Annotated in this window: 19 protein-coding genes and 1 tRNA gene; 9 read left to right on the top strand and 11 right to left on the bottom strand. The window is 74.4% G+C overall.

From position 1 onward, the window contains the following. Positions 1 to 2: 2 nt before the first annotated feature. Both C8E97_RS15805 and C8E97_RS34610 read right to left on the bottom strand, forming a co-directional pair. A tRNA-Ile gene (locus tag C8E97_RS15805) sits at positions 3 to 89 on the bottom strand. Positions 90 to 158: 69 nt separating this feature from the next. Beyond that, positions 159 to 1,100, bottom strand: coding sequence for a LysR substrate-binding domain-containing protein (locus C8E97_RS34610; protein WP_170211874.1), 942 nt, complete (start codon positions 1,098 to 1,100; stop codon positions 159 to 161). A 783-nt stretch (positions 1,101 to 1,883) separates the two neighbouring features. Here C8E97_RS34610 and C8E97_RS15795 point away from each other — a divergent pair. The 3 genes from C8E97_RS15795 (at position 1,884) to C8E97_RS15785 (ending at position 5,063) form a co-directional block, all read left to right on the top strand. Then, a complete protein-coding gene (locus C8E97_RS15795; RefSeq protein WP_121006270.1) occupies positions 1,884 to 3,140 on the top strand; it encodes a sensor histidine kinase in 1,257 nt (418 codons plus the stop codon). Then, positions 3,137 to 3,799, top strand: coding sequence for a response regulator (locus C8E97_RS15790; RefSeq protein WP_121006268.1), 663 nt, complete (start codon positions 3,137 to 3,139; stop codon positions 3,797 to 3,799). Before C8E97_RS15795 ends, C8E97_RS15790 begins: the two co-directional genes overlap by 4 nt. Positions 3,800 to 3,899: 100 nt before the next feature. Beyond that, positions 3,900 to 5,063 (top strand): glycosyltransferase 87 family protein, encoded by a 1,164-nt coding sequence (locus tag C8E97_RS15785; protein ID WP_246018916.1) that lies wholly within the window; start codon positions 3,900 to 3,902, stop codon positions 5,061 to 5,063. Position 5,064: 1 nt separating this feature from the next. On the opposite strand, the gene C8E97_RS15780 is transcribed toward C8E97_RS15785, so the two are convergent. Then, positions 5,065 to 5,385: a tetratricopeptide repeat protein gene (locus C8E97_RS15780; RefSeq protein ID WP_246018915.1), complete on the bottom strand. Its 321-nt coding sequence runs from the start codon at positions 5,383 to 5,385 to the stop codon at positions 5,065 to 5,067. Positions 5,386 to 5,518: 133 nt separating this feature from the next. On the opposite strand from C8E97_RS15780, the gene C8E97_RS15775 reads away from it, so the two are divergent. Then, positions 5,519 to 5,923: a hypothetical protein gene (locus tag C8E97_RS15775; RefSeq protein WP_121006264.1), complete on the top strand. Its 405-nt coding sequence runs from the start codon at positions 5,519 to 5,521 to the stop codon at positions 5,921 to 5,923. A gap of 66 nt (positions 5,924 to 5,989) precedes the next feature. On the opposite strand, the gene C8E97_RS15770 is transcribed toward C8E97_RS15775, so the two are convergent. Next, positions 5,990 to 7,060 (bottom strand): TetR/AcrR family transcriptional regulator, encoded by a 1,071-nt coding sequence (locus C8E97_RS15770; RefSeq protein WP_121006262.1) that lies wholly within the window; start codon positions 7,058 to 7,060, stop codon positions 5,990 to 5,992. Positions 7,061 to 7,154: 94 nt separating this feature from the next. On the opposite strand from C8E97_RS15770, the gene C8E97_RS15765 reads away from it, so the two are divergent. Together C8E97_RS15765 and C8E97_RS15760 are read left to right on the top strand one after the other, a co-directional pair. Beyond that, complete coding sequence (locus C8E97_RS15765) at positions 7,155 to 8,336, top strand: cytochrome P450 family protein (RefSeq protein WP_121006260.1); 1,182 nt, start codon at positions 7,155 to 7,157, stop codon at positions 8,334 to 8,336. A 20-nt stretch (positions 8,337 to 8,356) separates the two neighbouring features. After that, complete coding sequence (locus tag C8E97_RS15760) at positions 8,357 to 9,370, top strand: glycosyltransferase (protein ID WP_121006258.1); 1,014 nt, start codon at positions 8,357 to 8,359, stop codon at positions 9,368 to 9,370. A gap of 21 nt (positions 9,371 to 9,391) precedes the next feature. Here C8E97_RS15760 and C8E97_RS15755 read toward each other — a convergent pair whose 3' ends face one another. The 3 genes from C8E97_RS15755 to C8E97_RS15745 all read right to left on the bottom strand — a co-directional run bounded on the left by C8E97_RS15755 (position 9,392) and on the right by C8E97_RS15745 (position 13,421). After that, on the bottom strand, positions 9,392 to 10,402 hold the full coding sequence (locus tag C8E97_RS15755) for a BUD32 family EKC/KEOPS complex subunit (protein WP_121011601.1): 1,011 nt from the start codon (positions 10,400 to 10,402) through the stop codon (positions 9,392 to 9,394). A 170-nt stretch (positions 10,403 to 10,572) separates the two neighbouring features. Next, a complete protein-coding gene (locus C8E97_RS15750; protein WP_121006256.1) occupies positions 10,573 to 11,571 on the bottom strand; it encodes an MDR family NADP-dependent oxidoreductase in 999 nt (332 codons plus the stop codon). Between the two features lie 104 nt (positions 11,572 to 11,675). Next, on the bottom strand, positions 11,676 to 13,421 hold the full coding sequence (locus C8E97_RS15745) for an MFS transporter (protein WP_121006254.1): 1,746 nt from the start codon (positions 13,419 to 13,421) through the stop codon (positions 11,676 to 11,678). 120 nt (positions 13,422 to 13,541) lie between these two features. Between C8E97_RS15745 and C8E97_RS15740 the strand changes: the two genes are divergently transcribed. Next, on the top strand, positions 13,542 to 13,928 hold the full coding sequence (locus C8E97_RS15740) for a MarR family winged helix-turn-helix transcriptional regulator (protein ID WP_121006252.1): 387 nt from the start codon (positions 13,542 to 13,544) through the stop codon (positions 13,926 to 13,928). Positions 13,929 to 14,027: 99 nt separating this feature from the next. Here the strand turns inward: C8E97_RS15740 and C8E97_RS15735 are convergent, their stop codons facing one another. The 4 genes from C8E97_RS15735 to C8E97_RS35335 all read right to left on the bottom strand — a co-directional run bounded on the left by C8E97_RS15735 (position 14,028) and on the right by C8E97_RS35335 (position 19,328). Then, the gene (locus C8E97_RS15735) at positions 14,028 to 15,635 is read right to left on the bottom strand and encodes an FAD-binding oxidoreductase (RefSeq protein ID WP_121006250.1); all 1,608 of its coding nucleotides are present in this window, start codon (positions 15,633 to 15,635) and stop codon (positions 14,028 to 14,030) included. Positions 15,636 to 15,736: 101 nt separating this feature from the next. Next, on the bottom strand, positions 15,737 to 16,585 hold the full coding sequence (locus C8E97_RS15730; protein ID WP_246018914.1) for an NAD(P)H-binding protein: 849 nt from the start codon (positions 16,583 to 16,585) through the stop codon (positions 15,737 to 15,739). 71 nt (positions 16,586 to 16,656) lie between these two features. Continuing rightward, positions 16,657 to 17,136, bottom strand: a complete 480-nt coding sequence (locus C8E97_RS15725; protein ID WP_121006246.1) for a flavin reductase family protein — start codon at positions 17,134 to 17,136, stop codon at positions 16,657 to 16,659. Positions 17,137 to 17,153: 17 nt separating this feature from the next. Further along, positions 17,154 to 19,328, bottom strand: coding sequence for an alpha/beta fold hydrolase (locus tag C8E97_RS35335; RefSeq protein WP_246018913.1), 2,175 nt, complete (start codon positions 19,326 to 19,328; stop codon positions 17,154 to 17,156). A gap of 299 nt (positions 19,329 to 19,627) precedes the next feature. On the opposite strand from C8E97_RS35335, the gene C8E97_RS15710 reads away from it, so the two are divergent. Together C8E97_RS15710 and C8E97_RS15705 are read left to right on the top strand one after the other, a co-directional pair. Next, the gene (locus tag C8E97_RS15710; protein WP_170211873.1) at positions 19,628 to 20,833 is read left to right on the top strand and encodes an acyl-CoA dehydrogenase family protein; all 1,206 of its coding nucleotides are present in this window, start codon (positions 19,628 to 19,630) and stop codon (positions 20,831 to 20,833) included. Positions 20,834 to 20,852: 19 nt separating this feature from the next. Beyond that, positions 20,853 to 22,385 (top strand): aspartate aminotransferase family protein, encoded by a 1,533-nt coding sequence (locus tag C8E97_RS15705; RefSeq protein WP_121006242.1) that lies wholly within the window; start codon positions 20,853 to 20,855, stop codon positions 22,383 to 22,385. Positions 22,386 to 22,431 lie beyond the last annotated feature (46 nt).

The following is a 22,431-nucleotide window of genomic DNA, read 5'->3' as shown; positions in this document are numbered from 1 at the left end:
CGTGCCGGGGGAGGGCATCGAACCCCCACGTCCCAATGGGACAACCCGACGATAAGTCGGGCCGCGTCTGCCAGTTCCGCCACCCCGGCCGATCGGAAATGAATTCCGGGCGACCACCCAACATATTTCCAGGGGGAAAAGGGCCGGTCAAGTGAGGATTACTTAACGGTCCGCTTGAGCCCAGCTGACGGATTCGGCGACAGGGTGTTGGCGACCACGGTGCGCAGGGCGCCCAGCACGGCGGCGGTGGCCGGGCGCACGGCGGCGGACGCGCGGAACCAGGCGAGCAGCCTGCGCGTCGGCTGGTGGTCCGCGAGGTCGCGCACCTCGATCGCCGGGTCCAGCTCCGCGTCGACGAGCTGCGACACCAGCGTCGTCGCCCGACCCTTGCCGACCAGGGCGAGCAGCACGCCGGGGTCGTCCGAGCGGTGCCGGATGTCGGGGTGGAAGCCGCCGAGCTGGTTGCACAGGTTGGTGACCATCGAGGCGTGGCTGGTGTTCTGCGTACCGGACGCCCACACCGCGCGGGCCAGCTCGGCCAGCGGGATGGGGCCGGGACGCCTGGTCAGCGTGTGCCTGCGCGGCAGCGCGACCCGCACCGCCTCGACCAGCAGCGGCTCGTGGGCCAACCGGTGGTCGCGCCGCCGGGGCAGGTGCTCGTACTCGTTGGCCAGCACCAGGTCGATCTCGCCGAGCGCGAGCCGGTGCAGGGCCCGGTCGGTCTCGTGGTGCTCGACCTCGACGCGCAGGCTCGGGTGCCGGACGGTGAGGGCGGGCAGGCAGGGCGCCACCAGCCGGGTGATGGCCGAGGCGAACGCGCCGATCCGGAACGTGCCCGTGACGCGCCCGCCACGTGCGGCGAGGTCGTTCTCCGCCTCCTCCAGCCGGTTGAGCAGCGCTTCGGCGTGCTCGGCGAGCAGTTCACCCGCCGGGGTGAGCCGGACATTCCGGCCGATCTTTTCCACCAGCGGCACCCCGACCTCGCGTTGCAGCAGGGTGAGTTGTTGGGACACCCCTGAAGGGGACAGCGACAGGGCTTGGCCGACGGCCACCAGGGTGCCCCGCGCGCGGAGTTCGTGCAATATCTGGAGTCGCCGCATCTCCAGCACGGTAGCTCTCCCATTCCACCTCTGCGCGGTCGCACGTGGGACGGTGCGGACAGCCTCGACGAATTCGCCCCGGAGGCACGCGGTCAGGGGATCATCGCGCGCCGCCGGACAACTGCGCGACCACCAGTCAGCGCAATTCGTCACTGTCGGGCGAATACTTCCGGGTGAACCGGGCCACCCGTTGATCCGGCGCATTGCCGACAATTCGCGGTCGCGGGTCTCGGCGGTCGGGCCCGAGTGCCGCGAGCACGGCGGACGCGGTGACCGGGGCGTCGGGGACGCGCGGCCGGCCGGCGATCGGCGGGAGGCCGCGCCGCCGCCCGGCATGGCGATCCCGACCGGGACGAACCAGGCCGGCGGCAGGCCGAGCGGGCCGGCGAGCCGTCGCCCGCCCACCAGCGTCACCACGCCGAAGGCGGCGGCGCCCCAGCCGTCGGCCCGCGGGCTCGCGCGCACCGCGTCGCGGGGTGCCCCGCCACGCGGTGCGGCGGTGCCCGGGGCGGCGGCGGTGCCGGAGGTGTCGTGGGCGCTGAGGGTGTTGGGGGTGCTCGGGGTGTTGGGGGTAGTACCGGGGGCGCGCATGCCCGTCTCCTCGGTGCCGTCGCCGGGTCCCGGTCGGACCCGGTCCTGTTCGGACGGTGGCGGTGCACGGGGTGTGGCGGCGACGACCTCCGAGGTCATGGAGCCCGTGATCGACCGCGGTTGCGCTCAGGAACCGGGGGTGAGGCGCACCCGTCGTCCGGCGCGGCGGGTCGAGGCGGATAGCTTGGGCGGATGGCGGACGCACGGGACAGCCGACCCTCGACGCGGCTGCGCGGGGCCGCACTCGGCTTCCTGCGGGCGCTGGTGTTCGTCGTGGCGCGTGGCGCGCGGCCGGAGACGCCCGCCGGGTTCACCGGCAGCCGCCGGACCCGGTCGGCGATCGTGCTGGTGGCCGCGCTGGCCGCGTTCCTCGCCATCGCGCCGATCCAGCAGTCCGTGGCGCCGAAGGGCGACGCCGCGGTCCTGCTCCTCGGTGCGCTGACCGCCCTGCCGGTGCTGGCCGTGCTGCGGCACCCCCTGGTGGCGTGGCGGCTGACCGCGGTCATGGTTCTGGTGACGCCGTTCGCCTACGCGCCGCACGTGGACCTGGTCCGCGTGTGGGGTTGGCCGTGGACGATGGGGTTCGCGCTCGCCGCCGGGTTCGTCCTCTACGCCGTGGCGGAGAGCTACGCGCAACCGGTGCCGGCGCAGGTGTGGGTGCTGACGGCCGCGGCGGCCTGGCCGCACCTGCCCGACCGGCGCAACCTGTTCCTCGTCGCCGCGCTGGCCGCCGGCGTGGCGCTGCTGGGCAACGCGGTACGGCTGCGGCGGCAGGCCGACCGGCAGCGGCTGACCGAGCAGGCCCGCACGGCGGCGCTGGAGGAGCGCAGCCGCATCGCGCGGGAGCTGCACGACGTGGTCAGCCACCACATGTCGGCCCTCGTGCTGCGGGCGGACGCGGTGCCCTACCGGCTGCCCGGCCTCGCGCCCGAGGTGCGCGCCGAGTTCGACGTGCTCCAGCGCATCGCCCGCGACGGGCTCACCGAGATGCGGCGGATGCTCGGCGTGCTGCGGTCCACCGACGACGAGGCCGACACCGCGCCCCAGCCCGGCCTGGCCGACGTCGCGGAGATGGTCGCGCGGTTCCGCGCGACGGGCGCGGAGATCACCCTGGGCACCGACTACGACGGGCGGTCGATCCCGGCCGGCGTCGGACTCTCGGCCTACCAGATCGTCCAGGAGGCGCTCAGCAACGCCGCGCGGCACGCGCCCGGCGGCGCGGTCTCGATCCGGCTCGGCGCGGACGACGGCCGGCTCCGGGTCGTCGTGGCGAACGCGGCGGGCGTCCGGCCCGCCCTCGACGCCGACCCGCGGCGGCCCCGGCACGGGCTGGTGGGCATGGGCGAACGGGTGCGGGTGCTGGGCGGCCGGTTCAGCGCCGGGCGCACCCCGGACGGCGGCTTCGCGGTGGTCGCCGAACTGCCGCTCGACGAAGGGTGCGAAGGGTGACGACGAGGGTCCTGGTCGTGGACGACCAGGCGATGATCCGGGAGAGCTTCCGCGTCGCGCTGGACAGCCAGGCGGACCTGGAGGTCGTCGGCGAGGCGGGCACCGGGGCGGAGGCCGTGGCGCTGGCGCTCGACCTGCGGCCGGCCGTGGTCCTGATGGACATCCGGATGCCGGTGATGGACGGGCTGGAGGCCGCCCGGCGCATCCTCGCGGCGGCCGGGGACGAGCCGCCGCGGGTGCTGGTGCTCACGACGTTCGACCTCGACGAGTACGTCTACCGGGCGCTCCGCGCGGGCGCGAGCGGGTTCATGCTCAAGGACGCGCCGCTGGCCGACCTGGTCAACGCCGTGCGCGTGGTGGCGGCCGGCCACGCGTTGTTCGCACCCTCGGTGACGCGCCGCCTGGTCGCGACGTTCGCCGAGCGGGCCGCGGGCAAGCCCGACCGCGCGGCCCTGAAGGGGCTCACGCCGCGCGAGGTGGAGGTGCTGCGGCTGGTCGCCCGCGGCCTGTCCAACGCGGAGGTCGCGGCGGCGCTGACGATCGCGGAGCAGACCGCCAAGAGCCACGTCAGCAGGGTGCTCACCAAGCTCGCGCTGCGCGACCGCGCGCAAGCCGTCGTGCTCGCCTACGAGACCGGGCTCGTGGCGCCGCACGAGTAGCACCCCGGTACGGGTCCGGCCGGACCCGTACCGGCGGGCGAGCCGGGAACACCACCGCGGCGTGACGATTCCCGCTCCCCCGGCTCCTAGCGTCGAGCGGGTGATCGACACCGCTCGACGCCCGCCACCGGCCGCCTTCCGCACGACCGCCATCGCGTCGGGCGCGGTGGCCTGCGCCCTCGTGGTGGCGGCGCTCGTGTGGTGGGCGCGGGGGTGGCCGTTGGGCATCGACAGCGCGGTGTACCGCTCGGGCGCGCTCGCCGTGCTGAACGGCGAACCCCTCTACGAGCGGTTGACCGCGACCCCGGACTGGTCGCCCGACCTGCCCTTCGCCTACCCGCCGAGCGCCGCGCTGGTGTTCCTGCCGCTGGCCGCGTTGCCGACGCAGCTCGCCTGGGGCGTGCTCGCCGCGGCGACCGCGCTGGGGCTGGGCGCGGTGGCCCGCGTGGTGCACCCGGGCGCGGGGTGGGCGCTGCCCCTCCTGCTCGTGCTGGAACCGGTCTGGCGCACGATCGGCCTGGGCCAGGTCAACGTCGTGCTCATGGCGCTGGTCCTGGTGGATTTGGTGGCGCTGCGGGGTTCGCGGTTCTCCGGCGTGCTCGTCGGGTTGGCGGCGGCGATCAAGCTGACCCCGTTGGTGTTCGTGCTGCACCTGCTCGTCACCCGGCGCGGGGCGGACGCGCTGCGCGCGCTGGGCGCGTTCGCGTTGGCCGGCTGCGCGGGGTTCGCGCTGCTGCCGGGCGACGCGGTGCGGTACTGGAGTTCGACCGTGTTCGGCGCCAACAGCGCTCTGTCCAACGCGTGGTCGGGGAACCAGTCGCTCAACGGTCTCGTGCGGCGGTTCGCGGGCGATTCGTTCGTGCTGGTCCTGTTGGTTCTCGCCGGTGTGGTGGGTGCGGTGTTCCTCGCGCGTGCGTTGGACGATCGCGGTGACGGCGTGGGTGCGGTGCTGGTGACGGCTTTCTGCGGTTTGCTCGTCAGCCCGATCTCGTGGACGCACCACTGGGTGTGGGTTTTCCCGCTGTGCCTTGTGGTCCTGGGTCGGGTTCGGCGTCCCTGGTCCGCCGTGGTCGGGATCGTGGCGTTGTTCAGCGGGTGGACGTTCGCGGCCGTGCCTCGTGGTGACGGTCGTGAACTCGCGTGGACGCCCCTGGAGTCGTTGGTGGGCAACGCTTATGTGCTCGGCGCGGTGGTGGGTGGGGCGGTGGTGGTGCATGCCGTTCGGGCTCGCCGACGCGCTTCCCGCGCGGGGCTCCGCGTGTGACTCAGGAGCGGGTGTCGCGCGGGTCGGGTGGAGTGGCGGCGTGGGCTCGGCCGAGGTCTGCCAGGGTTCCTGCGACGTGGTAGGTGTGGCCGAGGGTGCGGAGCAGGGCGAGGGACTGCTCGTAGTGGTGGACGGCCTGGAGCTGGTGGCCGGTGTGGTGCTCGACGAACCCCGGGATGTCCAGGGTGACGGCCTCCCCTTCGAGGTCCGGGTACCGCCGGAACAGGGCGAGTGCCGCCTGGCAGTGCTCGCGGGCGACGTCGTACTCCCCCACGCGGGCGGCGTACCAGCCGACCCCGTTGAGCGCGACGGCTTCCCTCACCGGGCTGTCGAGGGCCCGGACCTGCGCGTTGTGGGAAATCGCGGTGATTTCACACGTTCGGTGGCGCACGGTTGCCCCTGCGGCGACCGGTGGTCAACCGGTCGCCCCGGCAGAAGGACCGAGAGGAGACGACATGTCCGTCAAGTCGGCGATGACCGGGCTCGCGGCGGTGGCCGCGGTGCTGGTCGCACCTCTGATCGCGACCCCGGCACAGGCACAGGCACAGGCACAGGCACAGGCACAGGCACAGGGCGACGTTGGCATCACCGGGTCGGGCTGCAACCACCAGGTGTGCCTCTACACCGCCCGCACCGGTTCGGGTTACCAGGCGTGGGCGGAGTTCAGGATCGACGTGACCAGGGGGCACATCGACTTCTGGGGACCGGGGCTGAACGCCAAGTCGCCCGACGGGCCGTGGAAGGCCCGCGAGGACACCCGGCGCTACAACGGTCGCGGTGCGGGCAAGGCGTGCGCCCAGGGCTGGTCCTACCACGGCGGCAGGTGGCACTCGATCGGTCTGCCCTGCGTGGACATCTGAGCGGGGTGCGTGGTCGTCCCGCCCGGTCTCGGGGTCCGGACGGGACGAGCGCGCCGTCCACGCGGGTCACGCGGAGGCGGCGGCGTGGCAGGCGCCGTAGCCGTCGGCGCGCGCGGTGATCCGGCCGGCCTGGATGCGCACGGCTTGTTCGGTGGCGTCGCTGGTGGCCGAGACCCCTGCCGCCGCCGCCAGCTCGCCCGACTCGTCGTGCACGATCCGCAGGCGCGGCCACGCCGAGGGCGCGACGGCGGCCCGGAGGCAGTTGCGCAGGTCGGTGACGGCCAGGCGGGCGAGGGGGCCCAGTTCGCCGGGATCGCTGGTGACCAGGGCGGCGGTCACGGTGGCCGTGGGCGGGGCGGCGCGCAGGGCCTCCTCGACGGCGGACAGGCGGTGCAGGCCGAGCACGGCCAGCACGCCGTCGCGGCCGGGGTCGGCCGGCTCGTCGCGGAGCGCGTCGGTCGCGGCCGGCGGCGACCACCGCTCGTCGGTGGGCCGCGCCGGTGGGACGTGCGGCAGGTGGGCCGGTCGCCACGTGTCGTCGAGGTCGAGCCCGGCCAGGTGCTCGCAGGCGCGGATGACCGCGAAGGGCTCGCCGAACCCCGGCGCCGCCGCGGCGAGCTGCCCGGCGCCGTGCAGCGTCGTCAAGGCGATCTCGGCCGCCCGGACCATGCGGGCGCCGGTCCGGTCGGCGGGCGGCAACCGCTCAAGGCACATGCCGAGCACGATCGCGCCGAGGCTCGTCAGCTGCGCGAACGGGCGGTTGACCTGGTCGTCGGCCACGATCTCGGGCAGCAGGTCCCGGCTCAGCCTGCTCGCGCTGCGCCGGTCGTCGAGAACCGGCGGCAGCCCCGCGAGCCAGGCGCGCGCGAAGTCGCCCAGCGCCGCGCCGGCGGTCGTGGCGGTCGGCGGGCGCCTCGGGTCGGCCGCCCGCTCGGCCTCCTGCGCCAGGACGGCGAAGTAGAGGGCCCGCTTGCCGGGGAAGTTGGAGTAGACCGCGCCCCGCGTCAGTTCGGCCCGTTCGGCGATCCGGTCGATCCTGGCCTCGCGGAAGCCGTGCTCGGCCAGCTCGCTCCGGGCCGCGGCCAGCACCCTGGCCCGGTTGTGCTCCTGCGTCTGCGCCCTGCTGAGCCGGACCATCGCGCCCCTTCGTGCCCACCCGTGCCTGCCGGGCTCAGGATACTGTCCTCATTCAGATACTCTGAACATCTGACGTCAACATCTGGAGTGGACCGTGACCGCCATCCCCGAGATCGACCTGTCCGACCCCGCCGTCCTGCGGGACCCCTTCACCGCGTACGGGCGGGCACGCGAGCGCGGCCCGCTGGCGCGGCTGGTGACGCCGGGCTTCGGCGCGATGTGGGCGGTGACCCGCTACGACGACGCGAAGGCGGTGCTCACCGACCCCCGCTTCGAGCTGAACGCCGGCAGCTACCTCCGCCCGGACGTGCCCGAGCACTGCCGCCGGTACCTGCGGACCATGCAGGAGATGGACGGGCCCGAGCACACCCGGCTGCGCCGGCTCGTCTCGCCCTCGTTCACCGCCCGGCGCGCCGAGCGGTTCCGGCCGCGCGTCACGCGCATCGTCGAGACCCTGCTCGACGAGTTGGCCGAACGCGCCGACGGGAACACCGCGGACCTGTTGGCGCACTTCGCCCGACCGCTGCCCATCGACGTGATCTGCGAGCTGGTCGGCATCCCGCCGGAGGACCGGGACACCTGGCGCGCCTACGGTGCCGCCGTCGCCGCCGGCCACGGCCCCGCGTTCGCCCAGGCCATCCCCGCGATCATGGACGACGCCGTGGCCGCGGTCGCCCGGCGCACGCGCGAACCAGGGCCGGACCTGCTGTCCGAGCTGATCGGCGTCCACGCCGACGACCGGGACCGGCTCGGCGAGACCGAGCTGGTCACCCTCGTCTGGCACCTCGTCCTGGCCGGGCAGACCCCGACCAACCTCGTCGCCAACGCCGTCGAGACCCTGCTCGGCCACCCTGACCAGCTCGCCGCGCTGCGCGCCGACGACGGCCTCCTGCCGGGCGCGGTCGAGGAGCTGACCCGGTGGTGCGGACCGCAGCTGCTGAGCCTGCCCCGCTACGCCCGCGAGGACGTCGACCTCGGCGGGACGACCATCGGCCAGGGCGAACCCGTCACCGCCGCGCTCGCCGCCGCCAACCGCGACCCCCGCGCGTTCACCGACCCCGACCGCCTCGACCTCCGCCGACCGGCGGGCCGACCGGCGCACCTGGGTTACGCCCACGGTCCGCACTTCTGCCTCGGCGCCGCGCTCGCCCGCGTCCAGACCGAGGTCGCGCTCGGCGCGCTGCTGCGCCGCTTCCCCGCCCTCGCGATCGCCGACGCCCGGCGCGCCCCGGACCCCGGGACGTGGCGGCTCACCGCACTGGTCGTCTCCTGCTGACGCCGGCCGGAACCGATCACGTGCGCGTCCTCTTCGCCGGCCTGGCGTCGCCCGGCCACACGTATCCCCTCGTCCCGCTCGCCGTCGCCGCCCGGGAGGCCGGGCACGAGGTGCACTTCGCCGCCGGCGAGCACGTCCACGCGCCCCTGCGCCGGCACGGGCTCCGACCCTTCCGGCCCGCCGACGCGTGCTACGAGATCTACGCCGAGGACCTGGCGCCGGCGCTGGCGCGGCTGCGGCCCGACCTCGTCGTGCACGGGTGGGGGCTGCCGGGCGCGGCCGTCGCCGCGCGCCGCGCCGGGGTCCCCGGCCTCTGGCACGGGTTCGGCCGCATGTTCCCCGACGGGATCGGGCTCCAACGGCCCACGCCCGCCGCCGGCCTCCCCGACCGACCACACCTCGACATCTGCCCGCCGTCCTTGCAGGACCAGGACTTCCTCGCCACCACCGACCGCGTCGAACTACGGCCCGTGCCGTTCCCCGAAGCGGCGACGCCTCCGTGGCGCGTCGAGCGCGCGTCGCGACCGCTGGTCTACCTGACGCTCGGCACCGCGTTCGGCACCCCGGAGGTGCTCACCACGGCGATCGGGGGTCTGACGGCGCTCGGCGCGGACGTGGTGGTCGCCACCGGCCGGGTGCGCCCCGAGCAGCTCGGGGCGGTGCCGGGCAACGTCACGGTGCTGGGCTGGGTGGCCCAGGCGGAGCTGCTGCCGCACGTCGACGCGGTCGTGCACCACGGCGGCAGCGGCACGACCCTCGGCGCGATCGCGGTCGGCGTCCCGCAACTGCTCCTCCCGCAGGGGGCCGACCAGTTCGCCAACGCCGAGGCGCTGGTCGCGGCGGGCGCCGCGCTGCGCCTGCTCCCCGACGAGCTGAGCGTGGACGCCGTGGCCGAGCACGCCCGGGAACTGCTGCCGCGCCACGGGCACGCCCCCCACCGCGACGCGGCCCGCGCGATCGCCGAGGAGATCGCCCGCATGCCCTCCCCCGACGAGGTCGCCCGCACCCTGCCGGCCCTTGCCGAGCGCGGGTGACCACTCCGGGACGAGCGCGGTTCACCGACCCGGCCCCGGGTACTCCGCGTCGACCTCGCCGTCGAACAGCCGCCAGTGGAAGGCGTTCATCCGCGCGGCGGCGGGCGCGTGCCGGGCCAGGATCCCGGCCACCACCGGCGGCACCCCGTCCGGGAGGTCACCGGCGGCGCACCGGCGCACGCACTCGTTGCGGGCGACCGGTGCGCCGCCGGTCGGCACCGGCACGCCGCAGACGTCGGTCACCAGCCAGTTGACCAGTCGCATGGCGGCGTGGTCGGCGTCGTACGCGGCGTTGCGGCGGACGAAGTCGCGCTCGGTCGCCGACAGGTCGAACCGCGGCGAGGTGGCCAGGCCGAAGTCGCAGAGGTGGATCCGCTCGCCGTCGGTGCGCATGTTGCCGAGGTGCCCGTCCATGTGCAGCAGGTCCCGCTCGCGCAGGGAGGCGACGATCCACGCGAACCCCCGTTCGACCGCGGCGGCCTTGCCGACCGGGTCATCGCGCAGCCAGTCCTCCAGCGGGTGCGGGACGTACTCGGAGAACAACACGAGGCTGCTCGGCGCGGCGGTCAGCGCCTCAAGCCGGGCGCGCACCGCCGGTGAGCCGCCCCAAGTGGCGACGACCGCGTCGACGTCGACGTGCTCCGCCGCGACCGGCGCGCGGCCGGGCAGCACCCGCCAGTGGTGCAGCACCGGGAACGACCGCGTCCCGTCCGCCGGCACGGCGTCGGTGACGAGGAGGTTCGCGGCCAGCTCGCGCCAGGCGTTGAGGCTCGGGCCGCCGATGCCGTACTGGCAGGACATCGGCAGGTCGAACAGGTTCGCCGTGGAGCGCGGGTGGGCGAGTTCCCGGTCGGTCAACGGGATGCGCTTCGCGAACACCGGCACGCCGTCGACATCGAGCACCGCCGAGCCACCGCCGACACCGACGCCGACGACCCGGCCGGCGTCGACGAGCGCGGCCAGCTCGGCGTCGTCGAGGGCGGACAGCACGGCCGTAAGCCCGTGGTGACGGGTGTTCCCGGCAGTCGTCATGATCCCATCGTGCCATCGGCCGAGCCGTCGACCGGTCGTGGCGGTGCTCGCGGCCACCGCCACGACCGGATCGTCCCGCGACGCGGCTCGCCGATCGAGCACGGCTCGGTCGATGGCGGTGCGTGCCGGCTGAACGGACGGACCTCCGGGCCGGCGCGGGGTGTCCGGGGTCAGAGGCGCACGAGCATCTTGCCGGTGTTGGCCCCGCCGAGGACGCCGACGAACGCCTCGGGCACCGCGTGGATGCCCTCCAGCACCGTCTCCGGGACGCGGAACGAACCGTCGCGCAGCCACGGGCTCGCCAGCTCGACGTACTCGGGCAGCCGGTCGAAGTACGACGTCACCTGCATGCCGCGCAGCGTCAGCTCCTTCTCCACCGCCGCGAACAGGTTGCGCGTCGACAGGGTCGGCGTCGCCTCGTTGTACCCGGTGATCGCCCCCACCAGGGCGACCCTCCCCCGCGGCTTGAGCACGGTCAGCGCCGCGTCCAGCTGATCGCCGCCGACGTGGTCCACGTACAGGTCGAGGCCGTCGGGCGCGGCGTCCGCCAGGGCTCGCGCCAGGTCGTCCGCGCGGTAGTCGATGCCGACGTCGTAGCCCAGGTCCTCCACGAGGGTCCGGACCTTGGCCGGTCCGCCCGCCGACCCGATCACCCGCGCCGCGCCCAGCTTGCGCGCCAGCTGCCCGGCGACGCTGCCGACCGCGCCCGCCGCGGCGGAGATGAACACGGTGTCGCCCGGCCGCACCGGGGTCACGTCCGTCAGCACCGCGTACGCCGTCAGGCCGGTGGTGCCGAACACGCTCAGGTGCGCCTGCGGCGGGACGCCGTCGACGTCCAGCACGCGGACGTCGCCCGCGTCCAGCACGGAGTACTCGCGCCAGCCCCGGAAGTGCGTGACCGTCGCGCCCACCGGCACCGCGTCGCCCGCGACGACCTCGCCGACCGCCGCGCCGTCGATGGGCCCGTTCAACGCGAACGGCGGGAAGACCGCGGACTTGCTGTCGTTGAGCATCAGGCGGATGTACGGGTCGATCGACAGCCACGTGTTGCGGACCAGGACCTGGCCGGGGCCGGGGTCGGGCACCCGCACCTCCGCGACGCGGAAGTCCGTCGTCCGGGGCGCGCCGTCCGGGCGGGTGACCAGCTGTACCTCGTGTGCGGTGATCATGTGGTTCGTTCCTCGGTTCGGTGGCAAGGGCGGGCCGGGGCCTGGTGAGCTGGGGGTCTCACCCGGCCCCGGCCGCCGGGGGCGGTCGCGGGGAGCCGTCCGGGCTAGACGCGCTCCACCCGCTCCCTTTCGTCGGCGGCGGACCCCTCCGGGTCGGCCGCCGGGGCTTGCGCGCGGGGCGGGTCGCCCGCCGCGCCCTCGTCCGCCGCGTCCTCGTCCGCCGCGTTCGGCACCGGCTCGACCGCCGCCGCGGGTGCGGCCGGACCGACGGCCTCGGCGGACGGCCCCGGCTCGGTGGGCTCCGCGGGCTCGGTGGCGCGCGGGGTGGACGGGACGTGCCGCAGCAGGGTCACCACCAGCACGGTGAGCACCAGGGCGACCGCGCCGCTGAAGATCGCCGACGCGTGGAAGCCGTCGAGGAACGCCGCGCGCGCCACCGCCGCCACCTCGGCGCCCTGCGCGCCCGGCAGGGTCTCGGACACCGCCACCGCGCTGCCCAGCGTGTCGCGGACCTGCGCGACCGCGTCCTCGGGCAGGCCGGCGGGCAGGCGGTCGGCCACGTCGGAGCGGTAGACCGCGACCGACACGCTGCCGACGACCGCGATGCCCAGCGCCAGCCCCAGCTCGTAGCTGGTCTGGCCGGTGCCCGCGGCGACGCCCGCCTTCTCGGCCGGCGCGGAGCCGACCGCGATCCCGGTGCACAGCACGGAGATCGGCGCGACGCCGAACATCACCACGGTGAGGCCGACGGACGCCAGCACACCGCCGCCGTACCCCTCGCCGGTCGCCCAGATCATCGCGTAGCCGACCAGCGCGACCACCTGGCCGCCACCGATCACGTAGGCCGGGCGGAACGTCCGGGTGAGCGGCGGCGTGAGCTGCGAGCCGAGCATCAGGCCCGCCGCGCTGGGCAGCAGCCACAGCGCCGCGTCCATCGGCGACATGCCGCTGACGAGCTGGAGCAGCTGCGGCACGACGTACTCGACGCCGTTGAGCGCCATCATGCCCAGCATCAGCGTCACCAGGGCCATCGTGAACGTGCGGTTCGCGAACAGCCGCACGTCGATCAGCGGGTTGGGCAGGGCGCGCTGGCGGCGCACGAACAGCGTCCCGAAGACCAGGCCCACCACGAGCGCCACGCCGAACGCGACGTCCACACCGGACTCCGCCGCGTGCTTGATCGCGTAGACCACCGGCAGGATGCCCAGCAGGAACAGCAGCACGCTGAGCAGGTCGAGGCGGCCCGCGGCGGGGTCGCGGTACTCGGGCAGCAGGACCGGCGCGGTCACCAGGGCCAGCACCATGACCGGCACCGCGATCAGGAACACCGAGCCCCACCAGAAGCTGCCGAGCAGGACGCCGCCGAGCACCGGGCCGACGCCCAGGCCGAGCGACAGCGCGGTGACCCACGCGGCGATCGCGGCGCCCCGCTGGCGGGCGTCCACGAACATGGTGGTGATCAGCGACAGGGTCGACGGCAGCACGGCCGCGCCCGCGATGCCGAGCAGGCCGCGCCCGATGATCAGCACGAGCGCGCTCGGCGCGTACGCGGCGATCACCGACGCCGCGATGAACAGCACCGAGCCGATCATGAGCAGCTTGCGGCGACCGATGCGGTCACCGAGCGTGCCCATGATGACCAGGAAGCCCGCGGTCATGAACCCGTAGCTGTCGGTCACCCAGAGCAGTTGCGAGCTGGTGGGCTGGAGGTCCGCCGTGAGGTACGGGGTGGCCAGCCACAGCACGCCGAGGTCGGCCGTCATCAGCGCCGTCGGCAGCAGGAGCATCACCAGTCCGAACCACTGCTTCAGCCCGGCTCGCGGGGCGGCGGGTGCCGCGTTCGTGGGCATCGGGACGGGTTCCTTTCCGAGGGGCGATCGCGTGCTCACCAACAGTAATTTGCCTAGACATAGGATGTCAAGACATCATATGTCGAATCATGAATTGCCGACGCATGTTATTCTCGGCTCATGGGTGCGCCGTCGGACGTGATCGCCGCGTGGCGCGAGCTGCTGACCACCTACAACGGCATCGCCACCCACCTGGACCAGGTGCTCCAGAGCGCGCACGGGCTCAACCTCAACGAGTTCGAGACCCTCGACCGGCTGATCGAGCCGGGCACCGAGTACCGGCCGATGAAGGACCTCGCGCAGGACATGTACCTGAGCCAGAGCGCGCTCTCCCGCACGGTCGCCCGGCTGGAGAAGGACGGCCTGGTCGAGCGGCAGCTGTGCGCGACCGACCGGCGCATCGTCGACGTCAGCGCCACCGACCTCGGCCGCGAGCGGCACGCCGAGGCCGCCGCGACCCGGCTCGCGGTGCTCGTCGAGCACCTCGGCCCCGGGTCGGCGCGCTGACCGCGGCGCGCACGCCGCCGGCATCGGGTCGCATCCCACACCGCCGATCCAACGCGACGCCGATCACCCGGCGGTCATGGTCGGGTAATCAGGGCGCCGTCAGTCCGCCCGCACCGCCAAGGCGTGCGAGAACACCCCGAGCGGGTCGTAGGCCGCCTTCACCCGGCGCAGGCGCGGGTAGCCGTCCTTGAAGTACAGCGCGTGCCACGGCACGCCCGAGGTGTTGATCGCGGGATCGGCCATGTCGACGTCGGGGTAGTTGATGTAGCAGCCGTCGGTGACGTCGCCGGGCGCGGGCACGCCGCCGGTCTCCGCGTACACGTCGGCGTAGAACTCCCGGACCCACCGGATGTGCTCCGCGTCCGCCGCCCGGTCCGTCCACAGGCTCAGGTACAGCAGCTTGAGCACCGAGTCGCGCTGGGCGGTGGCGGTCTCGCCGCGGCCGACCGCGTTGATCCGGCCGCCGTACGCGGCGAGCACGACGGTAGCGGAGGGGTTGCCGTAGTCGTCCCGCGTCAGGTGCCGGTGGAACGCCTTGAGCTGCGGCTCCGGCGGCGCCTTGCGCAGGTAGGCCGACTTCGCCTTCCACCGGGGCACGGCGGCGGTCACGAAGCCGAACCACTCCTTGGCCGCGTACGTCCACGGCACCGTGGACCGGTCGTTCACCCGGTACCGGACGCCGGTGCCGTCACCCACCGCCGCGAGGAAGGCGTCCAGCAGCCCGTGCGCGTCCGGCGCGGACGCGTCGACCTGCGTGCTCATCGTGAACGCGCCCGCCGCCTTGTGCGTGGGCTTGAGCTGGCTGAACAGCGCGGCCCACGGTGAGCCCGGCGCGGAGTTGCGCTCGAAGAACTCCGTGTAGTTGCGCAGGATCCGGGTGAACGAGCGCTCGTCCAGGTCGGCCCACGACCAGGACACGTCGGACACGAGGAGGTTCGCCGGCGGCCGGGGCAGCTGCCGCTCCGGCGGGAGGTCCGCCGTGCCCGGCGTGCGCAGCCAGTACCGGGTGACGACGCCGAACGTCCCGCCGCCGCCACCGGTGTGCGCCCACCACAGCTCGCGGTGCGGGTCGCCGGGGTCGCTGGTGGCGACGACCTTGCGCGCCTCGCGGTCCGCGCCCACCACCACGACCTCCACGGCGTGCAGGTGGTCGACGGTGAGGCCGTGCAGGCGGGACAGGGCGCCGTAGCCGCCGCCCACGATGTGGCCGCCCGCGCCGACCGTCGGGCACGTGCCGCCGGGCAGCGTGACGCCCCAGCCCCGGTACAGCTTGTGGTAGACCGCGCCCAGGGTCGCGCCGGGTTGGACCGCGAACGCCCTGCGGTGCGGGTCGTAGCCGACTTCGTCCATCAGCGACAGGTCGATCAGGACCGGCGCGCCGTTGCTGGAGAAGTCCTCGTCGCAGTGGCCGCCGCTGCGCACCGCGACCCGTCGGCCGGCGTGCACGGCGTCGCGCACCGCCCGGACGACGTCGTCGGCGGTGCGCACCAGGTGGATGCGCTCGGGCGAGGCCACCCAGCGCTGGTTCGAACCGGTGAGCAGACCGGCGTAGCGGGGGTCGTCGCGCGTCACCACCGACAGCGCGCCGACGTCACCGTCCGCCGCCGGGTCGGCGGACGCGGGCGACGCCGCGAGGGCGGGCAGGGCCACCGCGCCGCCGGCGACCGCGGTGCTCGTGAGGAAGTGCCTGCGGGACAGCGAAGACATGGTGGTCGGACCTCCGGTCGGTGCGTGCGGTGCGGCCGGGGCGGCCGTCGTCCCACCTCCCCGCGCGGGGAGGTGGGACGACGGTGTCGGGTGGCGCGGCGTCAGTCCCGCCAGGCGTCCCGCGCGGCGGCGGCGAAGGCGCGGAAGTCGCGCGGCTCGCGGCCGAGCACCTGCTGGACGCCGTCGGCCAGGGCGCCTTCCACGCCGCGCCGGATCGGGTCGAGCGCGGCCGACCACAGGGCCGCGTCGGACGGCGACCAGCCCGCCTCGACCAGTTCGGCGATGAACTCCGCCTCGGGGATCGGCCGGTAGCGCGCCGTCACGCCGGACGCGTCGGCGATCTCGGCCAGCGCCTCGTGGAAGGTCAGGGCGCGGGGCCCGGTCAGGTCGTAGGTCCGACCCGCGTGCCCGTCCTCGGTGAGGGCGACGGCCGCCACCTCGCCGATGTCCTCGGCGTCCACGAACGCCGCCGCGCCCTCGGCGGCGGCCAGCCGCAGTTCGCCGCGCCGCACGTCGTCGCGGAAGATGCCCTCGTCGAAGTTCTGCATGAACCAGCCCGGCCGCAGCACCGTCCAGTCCACACCGGACTCGTGCAGCGCCCGTTCGCCGAGCAGGTGCGTCGCCGCGCCCGCGTTGCCCTCGCCGTAGTAGTCGGGCACGTCCACGCCGCGCGCCGACAGCAGGGTGAAGCGGCGCACGCCCGCCTCGACGGCGGCGGCGACGAACTCGTCGGTCCGCGACACGCCGTCGATCGCGACGATGTGCACGGCGCGGACCCCGGCCAGCGCCGGGGCCCAGGTGTCCCGATCCGTCCAGGAGAACGTCACGTCGCCGTGGCGCGCCGCCACGCGGACGGACGCGCCACGCGCCCGCAGGTGGTCCACGACGCGCCTGCCGGTCTTGCCCGTGCCCCCGATCACGAGGATCGGGGCGTCTTGTGCGGTTGTCACAGCCGGGGAAGGTAGCGGCCCGGTGGCCACGCCGACCTCCCAGGTGGTCATCCGCCGGTAATCGGTCCTGGTCAGGCCGCTTGCGGCCGGGTGAAGGCGCGGTTGTGGTAGATCAGCGGCACGCGGTCCAGCGCCACCGCCTCCTCCACCCGGCCCACCAGGATGCTGTGGTCGCCGCCGTCCGAGACGGAGTGCGCCGAGCACACCAGCCGCGCCGCCGCGTCGACCAGGCCGGGCAGCCCGCGCTCGCACTCGGTCATCCGGGTGCCCTCGAACTTGTCCGGGCCGGAGCGGGCGAAGTGCCGCGCCAGGTCGTCCTGGTCGTGCGCGAGGACGTTGAGGGTGAACGACTTCGCGGTGACGAACGCTCCGTGGCAGGACGCGGTGCGGGCCAAGCACACCAGCACCAGCGGCGGGTCGAGCGACAGCGAGCAGAAGGCGCTGGCGGTGAAGCCCCAGCGCTTGCCGTGCTCGTCGACGGTCGTCACCACCGCCACGGGCCCGGCGACCGCCGCCATGACCGAGGTGAACGTCGCGGTGTCCAGGGACATGCTGCCCTCCGGGGCTGTCAGGAGTCGGTCTCGGACGGGGTGGAGCCGCCGCGCACCCGTGCCACGACCTCCGCCGCGACCAGCGCGGGGAACTCCTGCGGCTGCCAGTGCGAGGCGGGCGCGGGCAGGGTCACCACCCGGTAGGGTGCGCTGACGTAGTCGGCCGTGCGCTCGGCGGCCATCGTGCTGACCGAGGCGTCCGCCTCGCTCCAGATGAACGTCGTCGGCACGGTGATCTTGCCCAGCGCGACGGCGCCGTCGAGCAGGACGCCCGTGCGGTACCAGTTGAGCGCCGCGTGGAACGTGCCGGGCTGGGTGTGGAAGCGGAGGTAGCGCGCCTGCTGCTCGGGCGTGAGCGCGTTGTCGTGCAACGCGAGCAGCTCGCGCAGCCGCCGGGCGTCGTCGGCCAGCCAGTACTCGGTCGACCCCGGCGCGGTCAGCAGGTCGATGTAGGCCGACGCCGCCCGCTGCTCCGGGTCCACCTGGTAGGCGTCCTGGTAGGCGTCCAGGTGCGGGAACGCGGTGGCGGTCAGCGTGCGCACCCGCTCGGGGTGCCGCGCGGCCAGGTACCAGGCGACGATGGCGCCCCAGTCGTGGCCGACGACGTGCGCGGACTCGACGCCCAGGGCGTCGAGCAGGCCGAGCACGTCGCCCGCGAGCAGCGGCAGGCGGTAGTCGGCCACGTCGCGCGGCCGCGCGCCGGCCGAGTAGCCGCGCTGGTTGGGCGCGATGGTGCGCAGGCCCTCGGCGTGCAGCAGCGGCTCGACCTCCTGCCAGGAGCGGAAGTTGTGCGGCCAGCCGTGCAGCAGCACGACCGGTTCGCCGTCCTCCGGTCCCGCCAGCCGGACGTCGAACACCAGGTCCCCGACGGCGACCCGGTCCACGCGGCCGGTGTCCTCGCGGGCGACGAGGGCCGCGATGTCCGGCTCCGCCAACGACTCCGCCGGGTCGATCAGGCTCACCACGCGGATGTGGGCGATCGCGACCTCGTCGTGCCGGGACGCGGCGGCGAGCAGCCGGGCGGCGGCTCGCGCCGCCGGGTCCGCCGGGTCGACGCGGCCGGAGCGGGCGAGGTCGGTGCTGGTCGCGATGGTCCAGCAGCGGTCGACCGCGTCCGTCGCCACGTCGGCGAAGTAGGCCGCGGGGTCGAGCGCGGGCCGGGCGAGGTGGTCGCGCAGCACGAGCGCCTCCAGCACGGACACCGTCATGCCCTGCGCGTAGGTCGGGTTGAAGCTGCAGATCGCGTCGCCGACCACCAGCAGGCCCTCCGGGAACGCGGTCAGGCGCTCGTAGCGGCGGCGCAGCCCGGCCGGGAAGCGGTAGGTGGCGAACCCGTCCAGCGGGGTGCCCTGCGCGACGGCGTCGGCCACGTCCGGCGCGGACAGCGAGCGCAGGAACTCCGGGAAGCTCTCCTCGTCGGCGCCCGGCAGGTCGCCGTTCATGCCGTACGCGGTGACGACGACCCGGCCGCCGTCGACGCGGGCGCACACCGCGCCGCGCGGGTTCGCGGGCGTGGCGACGACGTGGATCGACACGTCGCCCCCCATCGCGGACTCCGGGATGTCGTAGTGCCGGGTGGTGTAGCCGATGCCGATCTTGAAGGTCTCCTCCTCGACCGGGCCGTAACCCCACTCCCCCAACCAGGTCGGCGTGCGCGCGCCGCGCCCGCCCGCGTCCACCACCAGGTCGGCGGCGATCTCCTCGACCAGGTCGCCGCGGCGCACCCGGACACCGGTGACGCGGTGCGACTCCCCCTCCGTGACGGGCTCCTCCACGTCGCTGCTCCCGTGCACGGTGACGTTCGGCAGCGCCTCGACGCGGGACCGCACCACCCGTTCCAGCAGCGGGCGGCTCGCCGACACCATGCGCAGGCCGGAGATCGGTTGGCGCAGCGCAGCGCCGTCGTACACCCAGCGCACGTCGCCCGTCAGGTCGCACTCGACGGCCCCGGCGGCGGTGAACTCCGCCGTGATGCCGGGGAAGAGCCCCTCGATGCCCTGGTGGCCCTTGGCCAGCAGCCCGTGGACGTGCCTGCCGTGCTGGACCCGCCTGCGCGGTTCGACGCCGTCCGGCAGCTCGTCGCGGTCCAGCACCACGACCTCCCCGAACGACTCGGCCAGCACGCGGGCGGCGAACAGCCCCGCCATGCCCGCACCGATGACGACCGCGCGGTCACGACCCGGAATTCCCACGACTTCTCCCTCATGGTGTCGACCGGTGGTGTTGCCCCGCCCCGGAACGCTGCCAGGCCGGGCCAACTGCCGGCTCATCCCCGGCTCTCCCGCCCGCCCCGCGGACCGGATGACCGCGTGGAGAACCGGAAATGACCGTCGTGCGCCGCACCGGAACTAGGCTCGGCGCGTCCGGCGGGCAGCGGAACCGCGAGCGGCGGTCCGCCCCGGTCTTGACGTCCCCGACATCGATCCGGCACCCGCGCGCGTGGCGACCGCCCGGCCGCCGTCGCGCACCGCCGGCCACAGGAGGAGCAGCGATGACAGCCACGCAGGAGCCTGTCCAGCAGGGTCCGGCGCACGAGAAGTCCGTGCCGCCGGAGGAACTCGTCGCCCGCGCCCGCGACCTGGTGCCGCTGCTGCGGTCCAACCTCGCGCGCACCGAGGAGCTGGGCAACCCGGCGCCGGAGAACCTGGCGGCGCTGGGCGCGGCGGAACTCTTCCGGCTCACCACGCCGATCGCGTACGGCGGGCTGCACCCCAGCATGCGCACCCAGGTGGAGATCATCGCCGAGGTGGGCCGGGGCTGCGCGTCCACCGGGTGGATCGTGGCCAACCACGCGGCGTCCACCGAGTTCACCCTCATCCTCACCGAGGAGGCCACCGACCGGGTGTTCGGCGACAACCCCGACGCGATCATGCTGTCGGCGGGCTGCACGCCGGACTCGCGCGCCGAGCGCGTGCCGGGCGGGCTGAAGGTCACCGCGAAGGCGCCCTACGCGTCGGGCTGCGAGATCTCCGACTGGGCGCTGCTCATCGGCATCCCCTTGTACGAGGGGGAGAAGCGCATCGGTGCGACCACGTGCCTGGTGCCGCTGACCGAGGCGACGGTGTCCCGCACGTGGAACGCGGCGGGCATGCGCGGCACCGGCACGCACGCCATGAGCGTGGTGGACGTGTTCGTGCCCGACATGCTGTCGCTGGTGGTGGAGAAGGAGGACCTGAGCCGGCTGGAGGAGCTGCTGTCGCCGACGGACCTGGTGCGGGGCAACCTGCACTCGCTGTCCGCGCTCGTCGGCGGCGCGTACGGCGCGCTGGACATCGTGCGGGAGCAGTTGGCGCGCGGCAAGGGGATCATCTACTCCAGCTACCGGCGGGCGGTCGACTCGCCCACCATCCAGCTCTTCTTCGCCGAGGCCGCGCACCTGATCGACACGGCGCGGGTGCACATGCTGCACGTGGCCGACGAGTTCGACGCGCTGCTGCCCGGCGAGGAGATGCCGCGCCTGGCGCGGGCGCGGGCCCGGATGCACTCGTCGTCCGCGCTGCGCGCCGCCCGCGACGGGTTGCAGAAGGCCCTGGACGTGGCGGGCACGAGCGGTTTCGCCGTGCCGAACCCGTTGCAGGTCTACTGGCGGGACCTGGAGGTCGGCAGCAGGCACGCGATGCTCGGCACGCCGATGATCGCCGAGGACTACGCCCGCGCGCTGCTCGACATCGGCCCCACCATCACCCAGTACCACTGACCACCGGGCAGGAGCGATCATGGACGACGAACCCGACCTCGCCGAGCCGCTGCTGTTGGGCTGGCTGGCATCGGTGCACCTGGACGCGCACTACACGCGCGCCGAGGGCGACCACCTGTACCGGCTGGACGAGCAGGGGCGGGAGGTGGCCGTGGTGGACTTCGCGGGCGGCTACGGTTCGACGCTGCTCGGCCACAACCACCCGGAGATCGTGGCCCTGGCCAGGGACCTGCTCGCCAACGGCGTCCCGGTGCACGCCCAGTTCTCGCGCCACCCGTACGCCCGCGACCTGGCGAGCGCGCTCAACCGCGTGCTGCGCCGCGAGCACGGCGACGACGAGCCGTACTCGGTGATCTTCGCCAACAGCGGCGCGGAGGCGATCGAGGCCGCGGTGAAGCACGCCGAGCTGGACCGGGTGCTCAAGGTCGGCGCGCTGCGCGAGTCGATCGCGGCGAACGTCGAGGCGGCGCGGGCGGCCGTCGCCGACGGCACGGCCGTCGCGGACGGGGACTTCGAGGCGCTGGCGGCCAGGGTCGACGAGGTGAACGCCGAGCGCGCGGCGACCCGTCCGGTGCTGTTCGCGCTGGAGGGCGGGTTCCACGGCAAGCTGGTGGGCAGCGTGCAGCTCACCCACAACGCCGCCTACCGCAACCCGTTCGGCGCGCTGGGCGTGACGACCCGCTTCGTGGCGAAGGACGACCTGGCCTCGCTGCCGAAGCTGTTCGACGAGGAGCGGGTGGACCTGCTGGACCTGGAGGTGCGGGACGGCCGCGTCGTCCCGGTGCCCCGGCCGCTGCCGGTGTTCTGCGCGTTCGCGGTGGAGCCGGTGCAGGGCGAGGGCGGTATCCGCGTGCTGGACGAGCGCTCGGCGCGGTTGATCCGGACCGCGTGCGACGAGGTCGACTGCCCGGTGCTGGTGGACGAGGTGCAGAGCGGGATGGGCCGCACGGGCACGTTCCTGGCCAGTTCGGCGGTGGGGCTGCGCGGTGACTACTACGCCCTGGCGAAGAGCCTGGGCGGCGGCGTCGCGAAGACCGCGGTGATGCTGGCCCGCGCGTCCCGGTACCGGGGCGAGTTCGAGCTGGTGCACAGCTCGACGTTCGCCAAGGACGCGTTCTCGACCACGATCGCGCTGAAGGTGCTGGAGCTGCTGGAGGCCGACGGCGGCGCGCTGTACCGGCGGGCGACCGAGCGGGGCGAGCGGATCACCGCCGCCCTGCGGGCGGTGCGGGAGGAGTTCCCGGACGTGGTGGTCGACGTGCGGGGGCGCGGGCTCATGCTGGGCCTGGAGTTCGCCGACCAGTCCGGGTCGGCCCACGCGGCCATCCGCGAGCACAACGCGGGCGGCACGCTCGGGTACGCCATCGCGGGCCTGCTGCTGCGGCGGCACCGGGTGCGGACGTTCCCGACCGCCAGCGCGCCCAACACCCTGCGGTTCGAGCCTTCCGTGTTCATCGGCGACGCCGAGGTCGACCAGCTCGCCGAGGGCCTGCGCGACGCCGCGGCCGTGCTCCGCGCCGCGGACGGCGAGGCCCTCCTCGGCTCGCGCTGACCCGGCGGCCGGTCCTCCCCCGCGACCCGCCGGTGTGTGGCGGGGG

This window comes from Saccharothrix australiensis (genome assembly GCF_003634935.1).
GTDB lineage: Bacteria > Actinomycetota > Actinomycetes > Mycobacteriales > Pseudonocardiaceae > Actinosynnema > Actinosynnema australiense.
The sequence above is the reverse complement of the archived record's forward strand: the minus strand, read 5'-3'. Positions and strand labels throughout refer to the sequence as shown.